Annotated in this window: 16 protein-coding genes and 1 riboswitch; of the genes, 15 read left to right on the top strand and 1 reads right to left on the bottom strand. The window is 38.0% G+C overall.

Going from position 1 to position 15,472, the window contains the following annotated elements; translation table 11 throughout:
• Positions 1-65: 65 nt before the first annotated feature.
• The 6 genes from ACO1DI_RS04885 (at position 66) to ACO1DI_RS04860 (ending at position 5,405) form a co-directional block, all read left to right on the top strand.
• Positions 66-317, top strand: a complete 252-nt coding sequence (locus ACO1DI_RS04885) for a YpmP family protein (RefSeq protein WP_013058743.1) — start codon at positions 66-68, stop codon at positions 315-317.
• Between the two features lie 169 nt (positions 318-486).
• Positions 487-1,329: a DegV family protein gene (locus ACO1DI_RS04880; protein ID WP_014458538.1), complete on the top strand. Its 843-nt coding sequence runs from the start codon at positions 487-489 to the stop codon at positions 1,327-1,329.
• 150 nt (positions 1,330-1,479) lie between these two features.
• Positions 1,480-3,096 carry an ATP-binding protein gene (locus ACO1DI_RS04875; protein WP_423145138.1) on the top strand — a complete coding sequence of 539 codons (1,617 nt, stop codon included), beginning with the start codon at positions 1,480-1,482 and terminating at the stop codon, positions 3,094-3,096.
• Between the two features lie 24 nt (positions 3,097-3,120).
• Entirely contained in the window at positions 3,121-3,699 is a 579-nt protein-coding gene (locus ACO1DI_RS04870; RefSeq protein WP_140451028.1) for an SCO family protein, read from the top strand.
• Positions 3,700-3,935: 236 nt separating this feature from the next.
• The gene (locus ACO1DI_RS04865) at positions 3,936-4,820 is read left to right on the top strand and encodes an SGNH/GDSL hydrolase family protein (RefSeq protein ID WP_014458541.1); all 885 of its coding nucleotides are present in this window, start codon (positions 3,936-3,938) and stop codon (positions 4,818-4,820) included.
• A gap of 12 nt (positions 4,821-4,832) precedes the next feature.
• Positions 4,833-5,405, top strand: a complete 573-nt coding sequence (locus ACO1DI_RS04860) for a YpmS family protein (RefSeq protein ID WP_013058738.1) — start codon at positions 4,833-4,835, stop codon at positions 5,403-5,405.
• Positions 5,406-5,435: 30 nt separating this feature from the next.
• Here the strand turns inward: ACO1DI_RS04860 and ACO1DI_RS04855 are convergent, their stop codons facing one another.
• On the bottom strand, positions 5,436-6,191 hold the full coding sequence (locus ACO1DI_RS04855; RefSeq protein WP_014458542.1) for a DUF4397 domain-containing protein: 756 nt from the start codon (positions 6,189-6,191) through the stop codon (positions 5,436-5,438).
• Between the two features lie 214 nt (positions 6,192-6,405).
• Here ACO1DI_RS04855 and ACO1DI_RS04850 point away from each other — a divergent pair, with 214 nt between their 5' ends.
• From ACO1DI_RS04850 to ACO1DI_RS04810, 9 genes are all read left to right on the top strand, one after another.
• Positions 6,406-6,567: a hypothetical protein gene (locus tag ACO1DI_RS04850; protein WP_014458543.1), complete on the top strand. Its 162-nt coding sequence runs from the start codon at positions 6,406-6,408 to the stop codon at positions 6,565-6,567.
• The gene (locus tag ACO1DI_RS04845) at positions 6,557-6,982 is read left to right on the top strand and encodes a hypothetical protein (RefSeq protein ID WP_226554957.1); all 426 of its coding nucleotides are present in this window, start codon (positions 6,557-6,559) and stop codon (positions 6,980-6,982) included. The genes ACO1DI_RS04850 and ACO1DI_RS04845 overlap by 11 nt, the downstream gene beginning before the upstream one ends.
• 86 nt (positions 6,983-7,068) lie before the next feature.
• Positions 7,069-7,242, top strand: coding sequence for a YjcZ family sporulation protein (locus ACO1DI_RS04840; RefSeq protein WP_423145137.1), 174 nt, complete (start codon positions 7,069-7,071; stop codon positions 7,240-7,242).
• Positions 7,243-7,395: 153 nt separating this feature from the next.
• Complete coding sequence (locus ACO1DI_RS04835; RefSeq protein ID WP_014458545.1) at positions 7,396-8,796, top strand: ATP-binding protein; 1,401 nt, start codon at positions 7,396-7,398, stop codon at positions 8,794-8,796.
• Positions 8,797-9,012: 216 nt separating this feature from the next.
• Positions 9,013-10,482, top strand: coding sequence for an NAD(P)/FAD-dependent oxidoreductase (locus ACO1DI_RS04830; protein WP_013084690.1), 1,470 nt, complete (start codon positions 9,013-9,015; stop codon positions 10,480-10,482).
• 604 nt (positions 10,483-11,086) lie between these two features.
• Positions 11,087-11,241, top strand: a riboswitch (cyclic di-AMP (ydaO/yuaA leader).
• 180 nt (positions 11,242-11,421) lie between these two features.
• The gene (locus tag ACO1DI_RS04825; protein WP_014458546.1) at positions 11,422-12,657 is read left to right on the top strand and encodes a dicarboxylate/amino acid:cation symporter; all 1,236 of its coding nucleotides are present in this window, start codon (positions 11,422-11,424) and stop codon (positions 12,655-12,657) included.
• A gap of 108 nt (positions 12,658-12,765) precedes the next feature.
• On the top strand, positions 12,766-14,115 hold the full coding sequence (locus tag ACO1DI_RS04820) for an aspartate aminotransferase family protein (protein ID WP_423145136.1): 1,350 nt from the start codon (positions 12,766-12,768) through the stop codon (positions 14,113-14,115).
• Entirely contained in the window at positions 14,116-14,817 is a 702-nt protein-coding gene (locus ACO1DI_RS04815) for a CoA transferase subunit A (RefSeq protein WP_014458548.1), read from the top strand.
• Positions 14,802-15,464 carry a 3-oxoacid CoA-transferase subunit B gene (locus tag ACO1DI_RS04810; RefSeq protein ID WP_016765314.1) on the top strand — a complete coding sequence of 221 codons (663 nt, stop codon included), beginning with the start codon at positions 14,802-14,804 and terminating at the stop codon, positions 15,462-15,464. Before ACO1DI_RS04815 ends, ACO1DI_RS04810 begins: the two co-directional genes overlap by 16 nt.
• Positions 15,465-15,472 lie beyond the last annotated feature (8 nt).

Below are 15,472 nucleotides of genomic sequence, written 5' to 3'. Positions count from 1 at the left end.
TATCAAGACAGAAAGTGCCTTAAGCATTATAATAAAATAAACGGGTAAAAAGAGGGTTGATCGCCTTGCTATTAAAAAGCCTTGAATTTAAACATGTCAGTGGTCAAAAAGTAAAAATTACTGAAATTCCAGTTTTAGAGGAAAATAGCACGTTTCGGTTCATGTTATCTGCAAAACTTGATTTATTTATTAGACAAATCACGAACGAATCAGTTCCGAAGCAAACCTACTCGTTTCAAGAATATTTAAAACGCGTGTTGAAATGGAAAGATTACGAACAGCTCTTTAAGTCTCATGTATTAAAGCATAATGCATAAACGTAAAAGTTGACTTTTCTGAATATTTCAGCAGAGTCAACTTTTTTTGTTAATCTAAAAGGTTGAACATGCGTTTTACGAATTAGCAAAACTTGCATTCTATTATAACTATATTGTTGTAAGTGTTCATGTTATACTAGTCTGCAATGCATCTTATAGGGGTGAACACATGGCGAAAATTAAAGTGGTAACGGATTCAACAATTGATTTAACGTTGGAAGAAGCTGAAAAGTATGGTATTGAGATGATACCTTTATGTATTAACATTGATAATGAAACGTATTTAGATCGCGTGGAATTAACGCCAACAGATTTTATTGAAAAAATGAAAAATTCAAAAGAATTACCAAAAAGCTCTCAGCCAGCTATTGGTTCTTTTGTTGAAGTATATGAGAGATTAGTGAGTGAAGGGTATGACGTCATTTCTATTCATATGACTGGCGGAATGAGCGGAACTGTTCGAGCAGCTGAAAGCGCGGCTCAAATGGTAGAAGGAAATATCACTGTTGTTGATTCTATGTACATTACAAAAGCTCTTTCATTTCAAGTCTTTGAAGCGGTGAAAATGATTGAAGAGGGGCATACAGTAGAAGAAATTATCACGCGCTTGGAAGAGGTGCGTCAAAATACGAATCTTTTTGTCGTAGTTGATACGCTTGAAAATTTGGTTAAAGGTGGACGTATTGGACGAGGAAAAGGGTTGATCGGTTCTCTTCTAAATATTAAGCCGATTGCTTCTCTAGCTGACGGAGTATATACTCCTGTTGCTAAAGTACGCAGCCATTCTCAAATTGTTAAGTTTTTAACGAAACAGTTCGAAGAACATACAGAAGGAAAAAGTATTAAAGGAGTAGGGCTTGTGCATGCAGATGGACTTGGACTCGCCTCTAAGTTAAAAGAATCAATCGTGAAGGCAAGGGGCTATACGCAATTTTCGATTGAAGACACGACGCCTATTATCTCGACGCATACGGGTATTGGTGCAATTGGTTTTATGTATTTTGCTGAATAAAGTGGGTTGCTTTTTGCAAGTCACTTTTTTGGCTTTCTCTTTTTTGGAAAAAGGAGAAAGAGAAGTGGACGAACGTGTGATATAATAGAATCAACTTTCTACCAGCGAATGCTGTGCTGGTTACTATTCTTTTGAATCCGGAGTATACCGATGAAAAAATATATTCGAAATTTGAGTGTGTTTAACAAAACGGTTTTATTTTCTACTTTAATTGTAGTTGCCCTTGGAGTCATTTCTTTAGCCATTAGCTATCAAGTTCAAAAAAAGATGGCAAAAGAGACACTAACGCAGCACGCGTTAATTATGACCGATTTATGGAGGGAGTCTTTATCTAAACAAGACGTAATAGCAGCAGTGGATTCAAGGAACGGGACGCTTCCTGAAAAAGACGAGCTAGAAAAGCAGTTTAGAAAGATTTATGAATTGCATCCGTCGTACTTGCAGGGATATATTATGACGACCGAAAAATTTAAGTCGCATGGAAATAAGATTATCGTAACAGCGAATAAGAAAATTAAGCAATCACTAGAGCCTTCCATGATTTATTATGGGGGAGAAGAATTTTACAAATCATTTAAGCAAGCAGAACAAGAAAAGAAGAATATTGTAACATCTACATACAAAGACGAATTCGGGACGTGGATAACCGTTTTATCGCCTATTACAAACAGCTCTGGAAAAGTTGTGGCTATTCTTGGTGTAGATATAGATGCAAGCGCTATCTATATCTACCAAAAACGTTTAATTGTAGCATTGGTCGTTGCGTTTACGCTTCTGTTTACTTTCATTATTATTATTCAAGACTGGGGACTAAGACGATTAATGTCACCCCTAGGGGAATTAATAGAAGGAATTCAAGCAGTAAGCCAAGGGAAGTTTGATGTGAAGCTGACACACGAAAATGATTCTGAGTTAGGGAATGTACACACAAGATTTAATGAAATGACCGATCGGCTTCAGCAGCTTTTTCAACAAGTGTCAGCAACAAAAGAACAGCTGAACGTAGAAACAAATTTCAGTCATTCAAAAGATGGAATTGCTAAAGCGATTGATGAATTAGAAGTTATTATGGAAAAAACGAGGATGCAAAAGGAATTGCAGCGAGCAGAGAAAATGAATGCAATTGGTCAATTAGCTGCTTCTGTAGCGCATGAAATTCGAAATCCTATGACGGTGGTAAAAGGGTTTTTGCAGCTGTTTCAAGATAATACAAAGCTTTCAAACACTGAATTAAGTTGCATTCATCTTATGATTAACGAAATGGACAGAGCGGAAGCGATTATTCATGACTATTTATCTTTAGCCAAGCCGGATGTTCATCAGCATCGTTTTATTAACTGCTTAGAGTGTGTTACAAGCTTAGTAGACTTATTATCTTCTTATGCTTTGTTAACAAACAATATACTCATAGAATTAGACGCAAAAGAAGAGATGTATGTTCGCGGCAGTCGAAACGAATTGAATCAAGTTCTGCTTAATATTATGAAAAATGGAATTGAAGCCATGAGAACTGGAGGAACGCTTCGAGTAGGACTTTACAAGCGAGAAGGATATGTACATATTCAAATTGAAGATACTGGTATAGGCATGACCAGTGAACAAGTGAACCGGCTGGGAACAGCGTTTTATTCTTTAAAAGAGAAAGGAACAGGGATTGGTCTGATGGTTTCTTATCAACTGGTCGAACAAATGAATGGAAGAATTGAAGTGGAAAGCATACCAGGAAAAGGTTCAACGTTTACCTTGATTTTCCCTAGCTATGACTAAACTTTAACCGTGCAGGAGGAACATATGAAAAGCTGGTCTTATAAATTGTTTTTTTTACTGCTCATTAGTTGTATGATGTTAACAGCCTGTGGTTCCAAAATAGAAAATCCGCTTAATTGGAAGATGGACTCTTTTTCTTATGTTAACCAAGATCAAAAGAAAGTAGGGCTAAGTCAGCTGAAAGGGAACGTTTGGATAGCTAACTTCATATTCACAAGCTGCGAAACCGTATGTCCCCCAATGACGGCTCATATGGCTAAATTACAAAAAATGGCCAAGGATGAAGGGCTGGACGTTCGCTTTGTTTCATTTAGCGTAGATCCTGAAGTGGATACTCCACCAAAAATGAAGGACTATGCGACTAAATTTGGCGCTGATTTTTCGAATTGGGATTTCTTAACGGGTTATAAACAAGCGGAAATTGAAAAGTTTGCGCTGGACCAATTTAAAACGATTGTGAAAAAGCCGCAAGAAAATCCGCAGGTTATTCACGGTACGGATTTTTTTCTAATTGACAAAGATGGAGTCGTTCAAAAATCTTATCAGGGAGTGACTGATCCTCCTTATGAAGATATGTTAAAAGATATCAAAATCCTTCAGTAAGAGCTATAAATCCGTCAAATCTATCCGCCAAACACAGCTATCTTTACAGTGATGTGTTAGCGGATATTTTTATGAAAGAAACATGCTTATCCTTTTTTTTACATATACTATATATAAGAAACGTAGTAAAATATCAACTTGACATAGTATGATAAGATATAAAGATATAGTTATTCAGAGCGGTAAGCAGTATTGCTTGTGACAGCGAGAATACAGCATAGTTAGTAGGTGTTATGATGAGAAAATGGAAAAGTATAGTGATAAGCAGTATGAGTGCGGTGGTGTTAGCGAGCTGTTCGACGACGACTTTTTTGCCAACGGACAATAAAGAAGAAGCCGTTCAGAAAGAAGTGGATTTAACACCTAAAAAGCATATTCCGAAAGGCTTTTTTCCTGTAGATTTAGATATTGTAGCCATTGGCGACTCATTAACAGAAGGAGTAGGAGATGAGTCTAAAAAAGGCGGTTATGTACCATACTTAACTAAATACCTTTCTAAACAAAATGAAGTGCAAAATGTACGAACAGAGAATCTAGGTAAAAGAGGAAACCGGACGGATCAGCTATTAGCGAGGTTAAATCAGCCGGGAGTAGCAGCTGAAGTATCCAGAGCAGACATCGTTTTCTTGACGATTGGCGGCAATGACGTGATGAAAGTGGTAAGGGATTACTTTTACAATATCTCAATTAAGACGTTTGAATCACAGCAGTCTAAATATGAAAAACGTCTAAATGACGTATTTTCACGTATACGTAAGCTCAATCCTAATGCTCATATTTATTTAATCGGTTTTTATAATCCATTCTTTAAATCGTTAAGTGATGTGAAAGAAATTAATGTCGTTATTAATGAATGGAATGCGGCAAGCGAGAAAATTGCTTCTCAATATGATAATGTAAGTTATGTAAAAATTGATGATATTTTTTATGATTCTGACGTAAATTTATTAGGGAAAGACGAGTTTCACCCTAATAAAAAAGGGTACAAACTAATGGCTGAGCGCATTAGTAAATCAATGGAGGAAGAAGATCCTCTCGTTGGAGACCAGAAAAAGGAAACAGCAGAAGAAGTTACATCTGATGAAAAAGAGAAAAACACGAAAGAGAGTGGGAACGAGTAAGGAGATTGTTATATGAAGAAGTGGAAAACCCTATTTATCGCGTTATTAGGGATTAATGTTCTAGGGGCTATCCTTATTATTGCGTTTATTTTTCAACCGGTTGACAAGGCCAATCCAACTCCCTCTGAAAAAGTAGAAGGAGACGCAGAATTAACTATTTTGGCTAAAAAAGCGGACTTAAATGTACTGATTGATAAATATTTAAAAAAAGAATTTAAGAATCAGCCGCTTAACTACAAAATTACTCTTACCGATGTAGTAAGAGTAGACGGTACGATTCAAGTATTCGGCGATGATATTAATATTCGAATGACATTTGATCCAATCGTACAAAAAAATGGAGATATTGTGCTTGAACAGCAGTCACTTTCTGTTGGAAAGCTGCAGCTTCCTGTCCGCACAGTGCTTCGATACGTAAATAATAACTTTGCGCTACCAGAATGGGTAACGATTGATCCAAAGAATGAATCAGTATACGTAGCTTTACAGCAGATGAAGTTAGAGAGTGATTTTGCTGTAAAAGTACAAAAGTTTGATTTGAAAAATGATGATATTCGCGTACGTTTAATTTCGCGCAGTGAATAAAAAAACCTTCCAAATTGGAAGGTTTTTTTGTTAACGATCTTGAGAAATCAGCGCTTCTAATGCAGGACGGTTTTTAGCAAATCCGACGGCATATACCGTATATGTTCGATTCGGACGAAGGTTCAGTGCCGGGATTTCGAGTACTACATTTTTGGTTCCTGCTATGCGCACACTAAGTTGAACATGCATGGGGGACAAAGGCAAATATTTTGTGACTTCTTTAAACTGCACTCCAGAAAAAATGACGTCTCCGCCTCTAGCCGCAATATCCACAGCAGGAGCATCAGGAGAAAGGTGCACAAACCGAAGCTTTGTTTCTCCACTTGGTACATCCGTATTGTCATAGATAAATAGTAAATCAAGTTTGTTTAGCTCATCTACCGCCGCTACCGTGTAATTTTGGTTTCCTTCAAATGTAAATGATTCCGTTAAAACAGGTCTTCCCGTTTCTCCAGCGGGATAAATAGAAATTGTATATCTTCCAGGTTCTTGTAATTCAATATAATCTGTTTCTTGTTTATAAGTTAAATTGCGAATCACTCGTTTGTTATTAATATAAATATCTACAGATGGAGAATCTGGAGAAGCGTGAAGTATACGAATTTGCGGCGGATTTACGCGCAAATTCGTATTTTCAGAAGAAGTTAAGATGGCCTGCTGAATATAGTACAAATGCTTTTGATAATAATGAATATGCTTAGATGGATCACTATACTTATAGTAGTTAGCTAGAAAATCGTATTTCATTGCTTTTTTAATATATTGATCAAAGGAATAATTAGCCATATGTTCAGCTCCCTTATTGTCGGAGTATAAAAACATTTCCATACGTAACCAAACATATGCTAAAACTCATAATTTATGCCGATCACTGATCACTCCCGAGACCTCCCAGAAGAAACAATGAGCCAAATGCCCTCTATGTGCATATACTGAATCAAATTATTGACTGAAGGCTTATTGTACGACCGAATTTAGTATAGGAAAAAGGAGTGAGAGCATGCGCGATTTTTATGCTCGGATGCTACGGTTAATGATGTTAAGTTTTTTACTGCTGCTACTTTTAATTCAATTTACAGAGCGCTCTACTTCATTTATTCACATTACTCCCGCGCTAAATAAAGTAACCGAGCGAATTGAGCTGATTACTTATGATCAATAAATGTATGTTTTCTGCGTTTCGATATGTACTTGTTCTTTATGCTATCTGCTTTACATTTTTATTTGTTAGTACAGTTCCAAGCCTATTTGGTTTCACCGTTACCGTTCAAGAAACGGATTATCACCAACTGCATCGCGGAGATATAGTTGTCTTTAGAGACGAATCATCTTCTTCAAAGAATGAACTTGTACTGGCCCATAATCAAGAGCTTGATGTACTGGTTACAGCTCAAAGAGATTCTTTGCCTGCTTCTTTTAAAGTGATTGGAAGCTACGCATACCATCTCCCGTATATAGGGGTCATTATTGAGTTTATGAAAGATTTTACTACGTTACTGGTGATGGGAAGCATTTTACTTTTATTGTTTTCGTATACGTTGCAGCCCAAAAGGCGAATATGGCGTAAGAGAAAGTAAAAAATGGGCGAATGCACATACAGGACAATCAACTAACGCATATAAAGTACAGTGTACGAAATAAAAAAACAAGAGGAGAGATTGCTATGTATAACTACGATTGTTACGACCCATGCCATCACAGAGGCTATCACCACCTATATGATACTTGCCACTATACAATTGGCGGCTATCATCATTGCGGAACGGGCCAGTCATTTGCATTAATTGTTGTGCTATTTATTTTATTAATCATCATTGGCTGCACCTGTTTTTGTTGATTACGCCTCTTTTGCTCGCATGTGCGAGCTTTTTATAACAGTTGGTAAAGGACAAACTTACATATAAATTGTTTAAATAATAAAAAAATTTTGCCAAATCAACATTTACCATATTATACTATAGCTAGTAACTCAATAAGCGAAGGTGAATATATGGAAAAGGAAAAAGTATTTCAACAGCTATTTTCAATGTCATTTACACCAATGCTCGTAATGAATATGGATGGAGATATTCAAATTTTAAATGAAGCGTGCTGCCACCTTTTTAAGACGAAAGAGGAACGACTTCTTTCCTGTAATGTATTTGAAGAGCCAAATCGCTTTTTTATTGAAAAGCATGAAGTGGAACCGTTAAGAAAGCAAGAGGAAGAAGTTGTTTTACTGAAGAAAAAAGTAGATCAGCAGTTTCCGATGCACATCCATATTCAGCGCACGGAAGGGGATATTCCGCTCTTAGTTGTTCAGTGGAAAGAGTTTTCCTCAAGTATTGAAAAGCAAGAGGAAGTCATTCGGAAAATGAAGCAATATAAGCAGTTTGTCCAGCAAAGCCAAGATGCATTTATTGTAACAAGAGAAGGCAGAATTCAATATTTGAATCCCGCTGGTGTTAAACTTCTTGGGGGCGAGAAAAAAGAAGAGTATATCGGGCGTCCTTGGCTTCATTTTATTCACCCCGAACATTTAGAAATCGTAAAAGAACGAATGGTTCAGCTGATGAATGGAATGTCCGTGAGACCGCGTGTTGATGTGAAACTATTGACTAAAAAAGGAGTCGTCATTATTGAATCTTCGGCAACCAAAATTAAGTTTGAAGGACAGGATGCCATTCAGTATATTATTCGCGACGTAACCGATCGAAAAAAATATGATGAAATGGCAAGTAAATCTGAAAAACTTACAATGGTGAGCAAGTTAGCGGCAGGAGTAGCACATGAAATTCGTAATCCAATGACGGCGATTAAAGGGTTTATTCAGCTGTTAAAAGCATCGAAACAGTATAACGAAGAATACAATGATATTATGCTTGAAGAATTGAATCGCGTCGAATCCATTATTCAAGAATTTTTAACGCTGGCCAAGCCTAAAATTGAAAATTCATACCACCCCAAAAGTCTCAATCAAATCATCCGTCACGTGACATTACTATTAGATACACACGCCAATTATAAAAACTGTCGTATTATTAATGAAATTAGTGATGAGATTACAATCTTTTGTGAAGAAAATGCGCTTAAACAAGTTTTTATTAATTTAATTCAAAATGCGCTTGAGTCAATGAGTAAGGGCACAGTTAAAGTCACCGTTGAGAAAAGAAATGGATACGGCATGGTCATTATCGAGGATGAAGGCTGTGGAATTGATGAGCAATCTTTAGCCCGGCTAGGTGAACCGTTTTATTCTACTAAACAAACAGGAACGGGGCTAGGGTTAATGATTAGCTACCGAATAATCGAACAGCATCAAGGGCATATTTCATTTGCGAGTAAAGTAGGAGTAGGAACAAAAGTAGAAATTGCTCTTCCGTATATTAAAGAACCAGTGAACATTTCATAGCGCTTGCTATTCGTTCACTGGTTTTTATTTGATTAGAATAAAAACGAATGTTTTTTTATTTTTTTATTTTAATGTTCGTGTATATTGTTGACTAAAGGGTTTGTTTTTGATATATTATCAAATGGCTAGAAAATAACCGAATGATAATAAAAAAGAAAATTCGGTCAATAACTTTTATCTTTTACCCAAAGAAAAAAGATGATGGGAGAATGTACAATGAACTCAAATTATGATGTTATTGTGGTAGGGGCAGGACCCGCTGGGATTTTTACTTGTTATGAGCTAACGTTAAAATTACCGGAAGCAACTATTTTATTAATCGATAAAGGACACGATATCTATCGACGTAATTGTCCGATTCTTCAGAAAAAAATTGAAAAATGTCCGCCTGCGGTTGGCAAAAAAGAGTTTGCTGGCTGTTTGCCTGCTTGTTCTATCACAAATGGTTTCGGTGGAGCCGGCGCATATTCAGACGGGAAATTTAATATCACAAGTGAATTTGGAGGCTGGATGACGGATTATCTGTCTGAATCACAGGTGGTAGATTTAATTAAATATGTGGATGAAATTAATTTAAAACACGGAGCAACCGATACGATTACGGATCCGTTAACTGATAAAGTTCGTGAAATTGAAAAACGCGGATACGCAGCAGGATTAAAGCTATTGCGTGCCCAGGTGCGTCATTTAGGAACAGAGCAAAATTTAGAAATTTTAAAAAGCATTTATGAATACTTAAAAGAAAAAATTGATATGCAGTATAAAACGGAAGTAGCCGATTTAATAACAGAAAAAGAAGATGGTCAGCATATCGTGCGCGGTATTGAATTGAAAAATGGTGAAAGAATTACGGCTGATAAAGTGGTTGTTTCACCAGGTCGAGACGGCTCGAAGTGGATGAGCGACTTACTAAAAAAACGCCGTTTAAAAATGATTAACAATCAAGTGGACATCGGCGTTCGAGTAGAAACATCCAACGTTGTTATGGAAGAAATCAACAAGCACTTGTACGAAGGGAAATTCATTTACAATACGTCTGTAGGTACAAGAGTCAGAACGTTCTGCAGCAATCCTTCAGGACATGTGGTAGTAGAGAATCATTCAGGTATTATGTTAGCAAATGGACACGCATACAAAGATCCGAAGCTTGGAAGTCAAAATACGAACTTTGCGCTGCTTGTTTCTCATAAATTTTCGGATCCATTTGATCAGCCGAACGAATATGCGCACGAAGTATCAAGATTAGCTAATATGCTGTCAAACGGGGGCTTAGTTGTTCAAAAGTATGGAGATATTTTAAAGGGCCGTCGTTCAACAGCAACTCGAATTAAAGAAGGCTTTTTAGAACCAACGTTAAAAGAAGCTGTGCCTGGTGACTTGGGCTTAGTGCTTCCTTACAACACGATGAAAAGCTTAATTGAAATGACAGAAGCGCTGGATCATGTAACGCCTGGGTTAGCATCTGAACATACGCTGTTTTACGGTGTGGAAGCGAAATTTTACTCAGCCCGTCCGAAGTTAAACGATAAGTTTGAAACTGAAATTTCCGGTTTATACGTCGGAGGAGACGGAGCTGGTATTACGCGAGGACTCGCGCAGGCAAGTGCGTGTGGTGTGTGGGTAGCGCGTGACATTGTTGAAAAATTAAAGAATCGCAAAGCAAGTTCTGAACCTGTTACTGTATAAAAAAAGAGGCCGTCACCGCCTCTTTTTTTTATGTGTTAAATAACAAAAGCGAATAACTAAAAAGTAAAGAACTTGTACCGCTCCAACTCCGATAGTTTTATATGATCATTACCCGCTCTTTTTTTAAAAATATTACGGAATCCATACTCCTATCGTGAGTAGAATTAAGTAGAATAAGGCGAATTGATAATGTCCATTTCTTTGCGCCAATAAAGTCAGTGAAATTTTAGGGAGTTTATATCAAGCAGCACGATAAGGATAAAATCAACAGTTGAAAAGAGTTGTTTTTTGATGAGTAAAATATTTGTGAAAGCAGTAAAGTACGCGGGCGTTAGAATAATTATGCGAATTTATGAATGTAATTTAATGAGAAGAAAGTTCACTTTACAAACTATTTTTTGAATTAATTTTTTATCAATTAGATTATAAGTCTTGTTAAATAAGTGTTTTTGATTTATTAAAATATGATGTAAATATTTTGAAATATAACAATTCTCAACTTTTTATGATAAAATCCTGCATTATTTTTGAATAAAAACTTGACAGAAACATATGAAATGAATTTTAATTAAAGTAACAATTATTATCATGCAAAAATATTAAAGAAAATTATTTGCTTAATCTCTTTTGTTTTATAAGAGAACGGGGGACCCATATTTGTGCGTAATGTACTTGGGGTGAATCTTGAATGAATCAAGTAGGGTAACTCACGTACCCGAATCCAACAGCTAACTCCGTAAGCATTCAGTGAGGGAATAACAGGTCTATGAAACCATGATATTCTCATGGTTTTTTGTATAGCTAAAAATATTCCTAAACTATTAATCTGAAAATTTTTAATATATTGTATATTTTGAGTGTTATCGTTCTCAATGCATGGTAAAATAAGTATGGTAGTTAGAATCATTCTAATATAATTTATTTACGGGAGGTAAATCTATGAAGCTATCGACAAAGATCATTATCGCGCTAATTGCTGGTGCTGTTGTAGGAGTGTTGATTAACGCTTTTGCTCCAAGTGCTTTTGCTCCGCTGGACAAGTACTTGTTTACACCGCTTGGCCAAATTTTCTTAAGCTTAATTAAAATGCTTGTTGTACCAATTGTGTTTTTCTCTATCACGTTAGGTGTAGCTGGTTTAGGAGATCCTAAAAAACTAGGAAGAATCGGGGCTAAAACAGTTTCCTACTTCCTAGTTACAACAACCGTTGCGATTATTATTGGTTTAATTTTAGCGTATGCAATTAAACCAGGTACGTTTGGATCTTTTGATACAAAAAACGCTTCTTTTGAAGCCGAAAAAGCACCGCCGGTTGGAGAGACATTCTTAAATATGATTCCAGTCAATCCAATTCAAGCGATGGCTGAAGGGAATATGCTTCAACTTATCGTTTTCTCTATCTTTATCGGTTTTGGTATTACGATGCTTGGAAGTAAAACAAAAGGGCTTTACAATTTACTCGAGCAAGGCAATGAATTGATGATGTATCTTGTAAATCTGGTGATGAAGTTTGCTCCTTACGGAACATTTGGGCTTCTTGCAACCGCGGTTGGAAGTCAAGGCTGGGAGGCAATTAAAGCGATGGGGCTGTACATGATTGTAGTCGTGCTCGCGCTGTTCATCCATTCAATCGTAACATATGGGGGATCGGTCGCTCTTATGGCCAGACGTAATCCTATTGAATTTTTTAAAGGTTTTGCTCCTGCGATGACGGTTGGATTCAGTACATCAAGCAGTAATGCAACGCTTCCGATTTCAATGAATGTAGCTCAAAAAAATCTTCGTGTCCCTGAGTCCATCAGCAGTTTTGTTCAGCCGTTAGGTGCTACCATTAACATGGATGGAACGGCAATTATGCAAGGTGTAGCGACTATTTTTATTGCGCAAGTATACGGCGTTGACCTGTCGCTGGGCGCTCTTGTGACGGTTGTATTGACAGCGGTGCTTGCTAGTATTGGTACAGCAGGCGTGCCGGGAGTTGGCCTTATTATGCTAGCAATGGTACTAAGTTCGGTTGGCCTGCCTGTAGCAGGTATCGGATTAATTATTGGAATTGATCGCTTGCTTGATATGCTTCGTACATCTGTAAATATTACAGGAGACGCTGCGTGTGCCGTTATTGTGGCTGAGTCAGAAGCAAAGCGTATCGATAAATCTGTAACGCAATCAGCTTAATACGTGTAAAAGCTCTAGCTATATGCTAGGGCTTTTTTTATTGGCAAGAAACTCTTCTTTTCAGCATACAGTTTAATAAGAGTATGTGTTTGAAAGGAGAGTGCGGAAATGAATAAGACCCATGTGATAAAGCCGCTGCTCGACGATGACTATCCAGTTATTTCATATGGAAAAGGAATTTATTTGTACGACCAAGATGGAAAAAGATACATAGATGCTTCGTCGGGGGCAGTTACAGCAAGTATCGGACACGGCGTAAAAGAAATTATTGATGCAATGACCGATCAGGCACAGAAAGTTGCGTTTGTATATCGGTCGCAGTTCACAAGTGATCCAACAGAAGCGTTAGCTAAGAAACTATGTGAATTAAGTAGCAATCATTTCCAGTGGAGTTTTTTTGTTAACAGCGGGACCGAAGCGACTGAAACGGCTATGAAAACGGCAATTCAGCATTTTCAAGAGCAAGGAAAGCCAACCAAAACAAAGGTTTTGTCACGCTGGATGAGCTATCACGGTATTACAATAGGAGCTCTGTCTATGTCAGGGCACGTTGGAAGGCGAAAACGCTTCTCGTCTCTGCTTGAAGATTATCCTTCAGTTTCACCTCCTTATTGCTATCGATGTCCGTTTCAGCAAACCTATCCATCCTGTAATCTTGCTTGTGCACACGAATTGGAAACAGTTATCAAACGAACCGGCCCTGAACATATTGCTTCTTTTATTACAGAGCCCATTGTAGGAGCAGCCGGAGCAGCCCTTACACCTCCTCCCGGCTATTATGAAGTGATAAGAGAAATTTGTGATAAATATGATGTGTTATGGATAGCCGATGAAGTCATGACTGGAGTTGGGCGTACAGGCGTGATGTTTGCGTATGAGCACTGGGGAGTTAAACCAGACATCATGACGCTTGGAAAAGGAGTGGGAGCAGGATATACACCAATAGCCGTTACGTTGGCTAGCAGCAAAACGATTGAACCTATCATGAACGGATCCAAATTAATTATGAGCGGACATACGCTAAGCGCTAATCCGCTGTCATCCGCTGTAGGGATCGCTGTTTTAACCTATATTGAAAAGCATGATCTTGTTCAAGAAGCAGCGCTGAAAGGAGACTACTTAGTAGGGAAATTGAAGAAGCTTCAACTTCTTTACCCTATCATTGGTGATATACGTGGCAAAGGCTTATTAGTTGGTCTTGAGCTTGTGCGAAATCCAAAAACGAAGGAGCCTTTTTCATCTTCGGAAAATATGACGGCGCGCGTAATAAGTAAAGCCCAAAAAAATGGTCTTCTCCTTTATTCTTCACAAGCAGGAACAGACGGAGTCGAAGGAGACGGTATTATTATTGCGCCACCATTTACGATTACTCGTCGTCAACTTGATGAAGCGGTCGATCTGCTTTCGAAAACATTACATGAAGTGCAAAATGAAAAACAGGGAAATGAGGTGAAATGAGTGACAAAGGTCGAAAACTCATTTCAAAAGATTACAACTGTGGAACAAGCGATTGAGTACGTGGATCATGCTGCTACGCTGATGATAGGAGGATTTGGCGGAGTAGGCAGCCCGCCTTCTCTCATTGACGGTCTTATTGAAAGCGGAAAATCAAATTTTACATTGATATGTAATGATTCAGGCTTTCCTCATATTGGTGCGGGAAAATTGGTAAGCCAAGGAAGAATTCAAAAGCTAATCGCTTCTCATATTGGATCGAATCCAGTGGCTGGAACGCTGATGACAGAAGAAAAGCTGAAAGTTGAGTTTTCTCCTCAAGGAACGCTTGCTGAACGGATTCGAGCGGGAGGAGTTGGACTCGGAGGAGTACTGATTGATGTAGGAATTGAAAATGACATTATTCAATTTGGAAAAGAAAAAGTGGAAGTAGACGGCAAGACATTTTTAGTTGAAAAACCACTCACAGCCGATGTGGCTTTTGTATATGCAAAAAAAGCAGACCCATTCGGCAACTTGCTTTACGATAAAAGCGCTCGAAACACTAATCCATTAATGGCTATGGCAGGTCGTATAACTATTGCTGAAGTGGATGAAATTGTTCCTCTTGGCGACATTGACCCAGAGAATGTGATGACGTCAGGTGTATTTGTGGATTATATTGTCCCTTCAAAAGGAGTGAATTGGAAATGGGTTTGGGAATAGATATTCGTCATCGTATTGCAAAACGTGCTGCGGCTGAAATCAAAAACGGCATGATTGTTAATTTAGGGATTGGCATTCCTTCTCTTATTCCTAACTATGTACCAAGCGCTGTTCATGTGATGTTTCATGCTGAAAACGGAATTTTAGGGTTAGGATCTTCGCCTCCTTTAGGTGAAGAAGATGAGAATGTCTGCAATGCAGCAGGCTATCCAACAACTACCGTTCAAGGGGCTTCATACTGTGACAGTGCTACTGCCTTCGCGATGATTCGAAAAGGATACGTCGATATGACCATTCTTGGTGCGTTAGAAGTGAGTGAAAAAGGGGATCTAGCTAATTGGATTGTGCCAGGTAAGCGAGTTCCTGGGATGGGAGGAGCGATGGAATTAGCTCAAAAAGCAAAAAAAGTCATTGTGCTAATGAATCATACGAGCAAGACAGGAGAACCAAAACTGGTTAAGACGTGCTCTTTACCTCTTACTGCCTCGGGCTGCGTGGGATTAGTTATTACGGATCGGGCAGTTTTTAAAGTAGAAAAAGATGCGCTTCTTCTAACCGAGCTAATGTCTCCTTATACCGTAGAGGATATTTTGAGTTCAACAGAAGCGACAGTTCGCCTGAGTGATCAATTGATTACGATACCATAAGGAGGACC

The sequence above is a fragment of the Priestia sp. 40 genome, assembly GCF_049368575.1.
GTDB classification, from domain to species: Bacteria; Bacillota; Bacilli; order Bacillales; family Bacillaceae_H; genus Priestia; species Priestia zanthoxyli.
This window is presented reverse-complemented; position numbering and strand designations above follow the sequence as displayed.

Bases quoted from the DNA above. Each gene is read 5' to 3' on its own strand.
- ACO1DI_RS04820 (WP_423145136.1), top strand. From the start codon at position 12,766: ATGAATAAGACCCATGTGATAAAGCCGCTGCTCGACGATGACTATCCA.
- ACO1DI_RS04840 (WP_423145137.1), top strand. From the start codon at position 7,069: ATGTATAACTACGATTGTTACGACCCATGCCATCACAGAGGCTATCAC.
- ACO1DI_RS04850 (WP_014458543.1), top strand. From the start codon at position 6,406: ATGCGCGATTTTTATGCTCGGATGCTACGGTTAATGATGTTAAGTTTT.
- ACO1DI_RS04870 (WP_140451028.1), top strand. From the start codon at position 3,121: ATGAAAAGCTGGTCTTATAAATTGTTTTTTTTACTGCTCATTAGTTGT.
- ACO1DI_RS04830 (WP_013084690.1), top strand. From the start codon at position 9,013: ATGAACTCAAATTATGATGTTATTGTGGTAGGGGCAGGACCCGCTGGG.
- ACO1DI_RS04855 (WP_014458542.1), bottom strand. From the start codon at position 6,191: ATGGCTAATTATTCCTTTGATCAATATATTAAAAAAGCAATGAAATAC.
- ACO1DI_RS04880 (WP_014458538.1), top strand. From the start codon at position 487: ATGGCGAAAATTAAAGTGGTAACGGATTCAACAATTGATTTAACGTTG.
- ACO1DI_RS04860 (WP_013058738.1), top strand. From the start codon at position 4,833: ATGAAGAAGTGGAAAACCCTATTTATCGCGTTATTAGGGATTAATGTT.
- ACO1DI_RS04875 (WP_423145138.1), top strand. From the start codon at position 1,480: ATGAAAAAATATATTCGAAATTTGAGTGTGTTTAACAAAACGGTTTTA.
- ACO1DI_RS04810 (WP_016765314.1), top strand. From the start codon at position 14,802: ATGGGTTTGGGAATAGATATTCGTCATCGTATTGCAAAACGTGCTGCG.
- ACO1DI_RS04865 (WP_014458541.1), top strand. From the start codon at position 3,936: ATGAGAAAATGGAAAAGTATAGTGATAAGCAGTATGAGTGCGGTGGTG.
- ACO1DI_RS04825 (WP_014458546.1), top strand. From the start codon at position 11,422: ATGAAGCTATCGACAAAGATCATTATCGCGCTAATTGCTGGTGCTGTT.
- ACO1DI_RS04845 (WP_226554957.1), top strand. From the start codon at position 6,557: ATGATCAATAAATGTATGTTTTCTGCGTTTCGATATGTACTTGTTCTT.
- ACO1DI_RS04835 (WP_014458545.1), top strand. From the start codon at position 7,396: ATGGAAAAGGAAAAAGTATTTCAACAGCTATTTTCAATGTCATTTACA.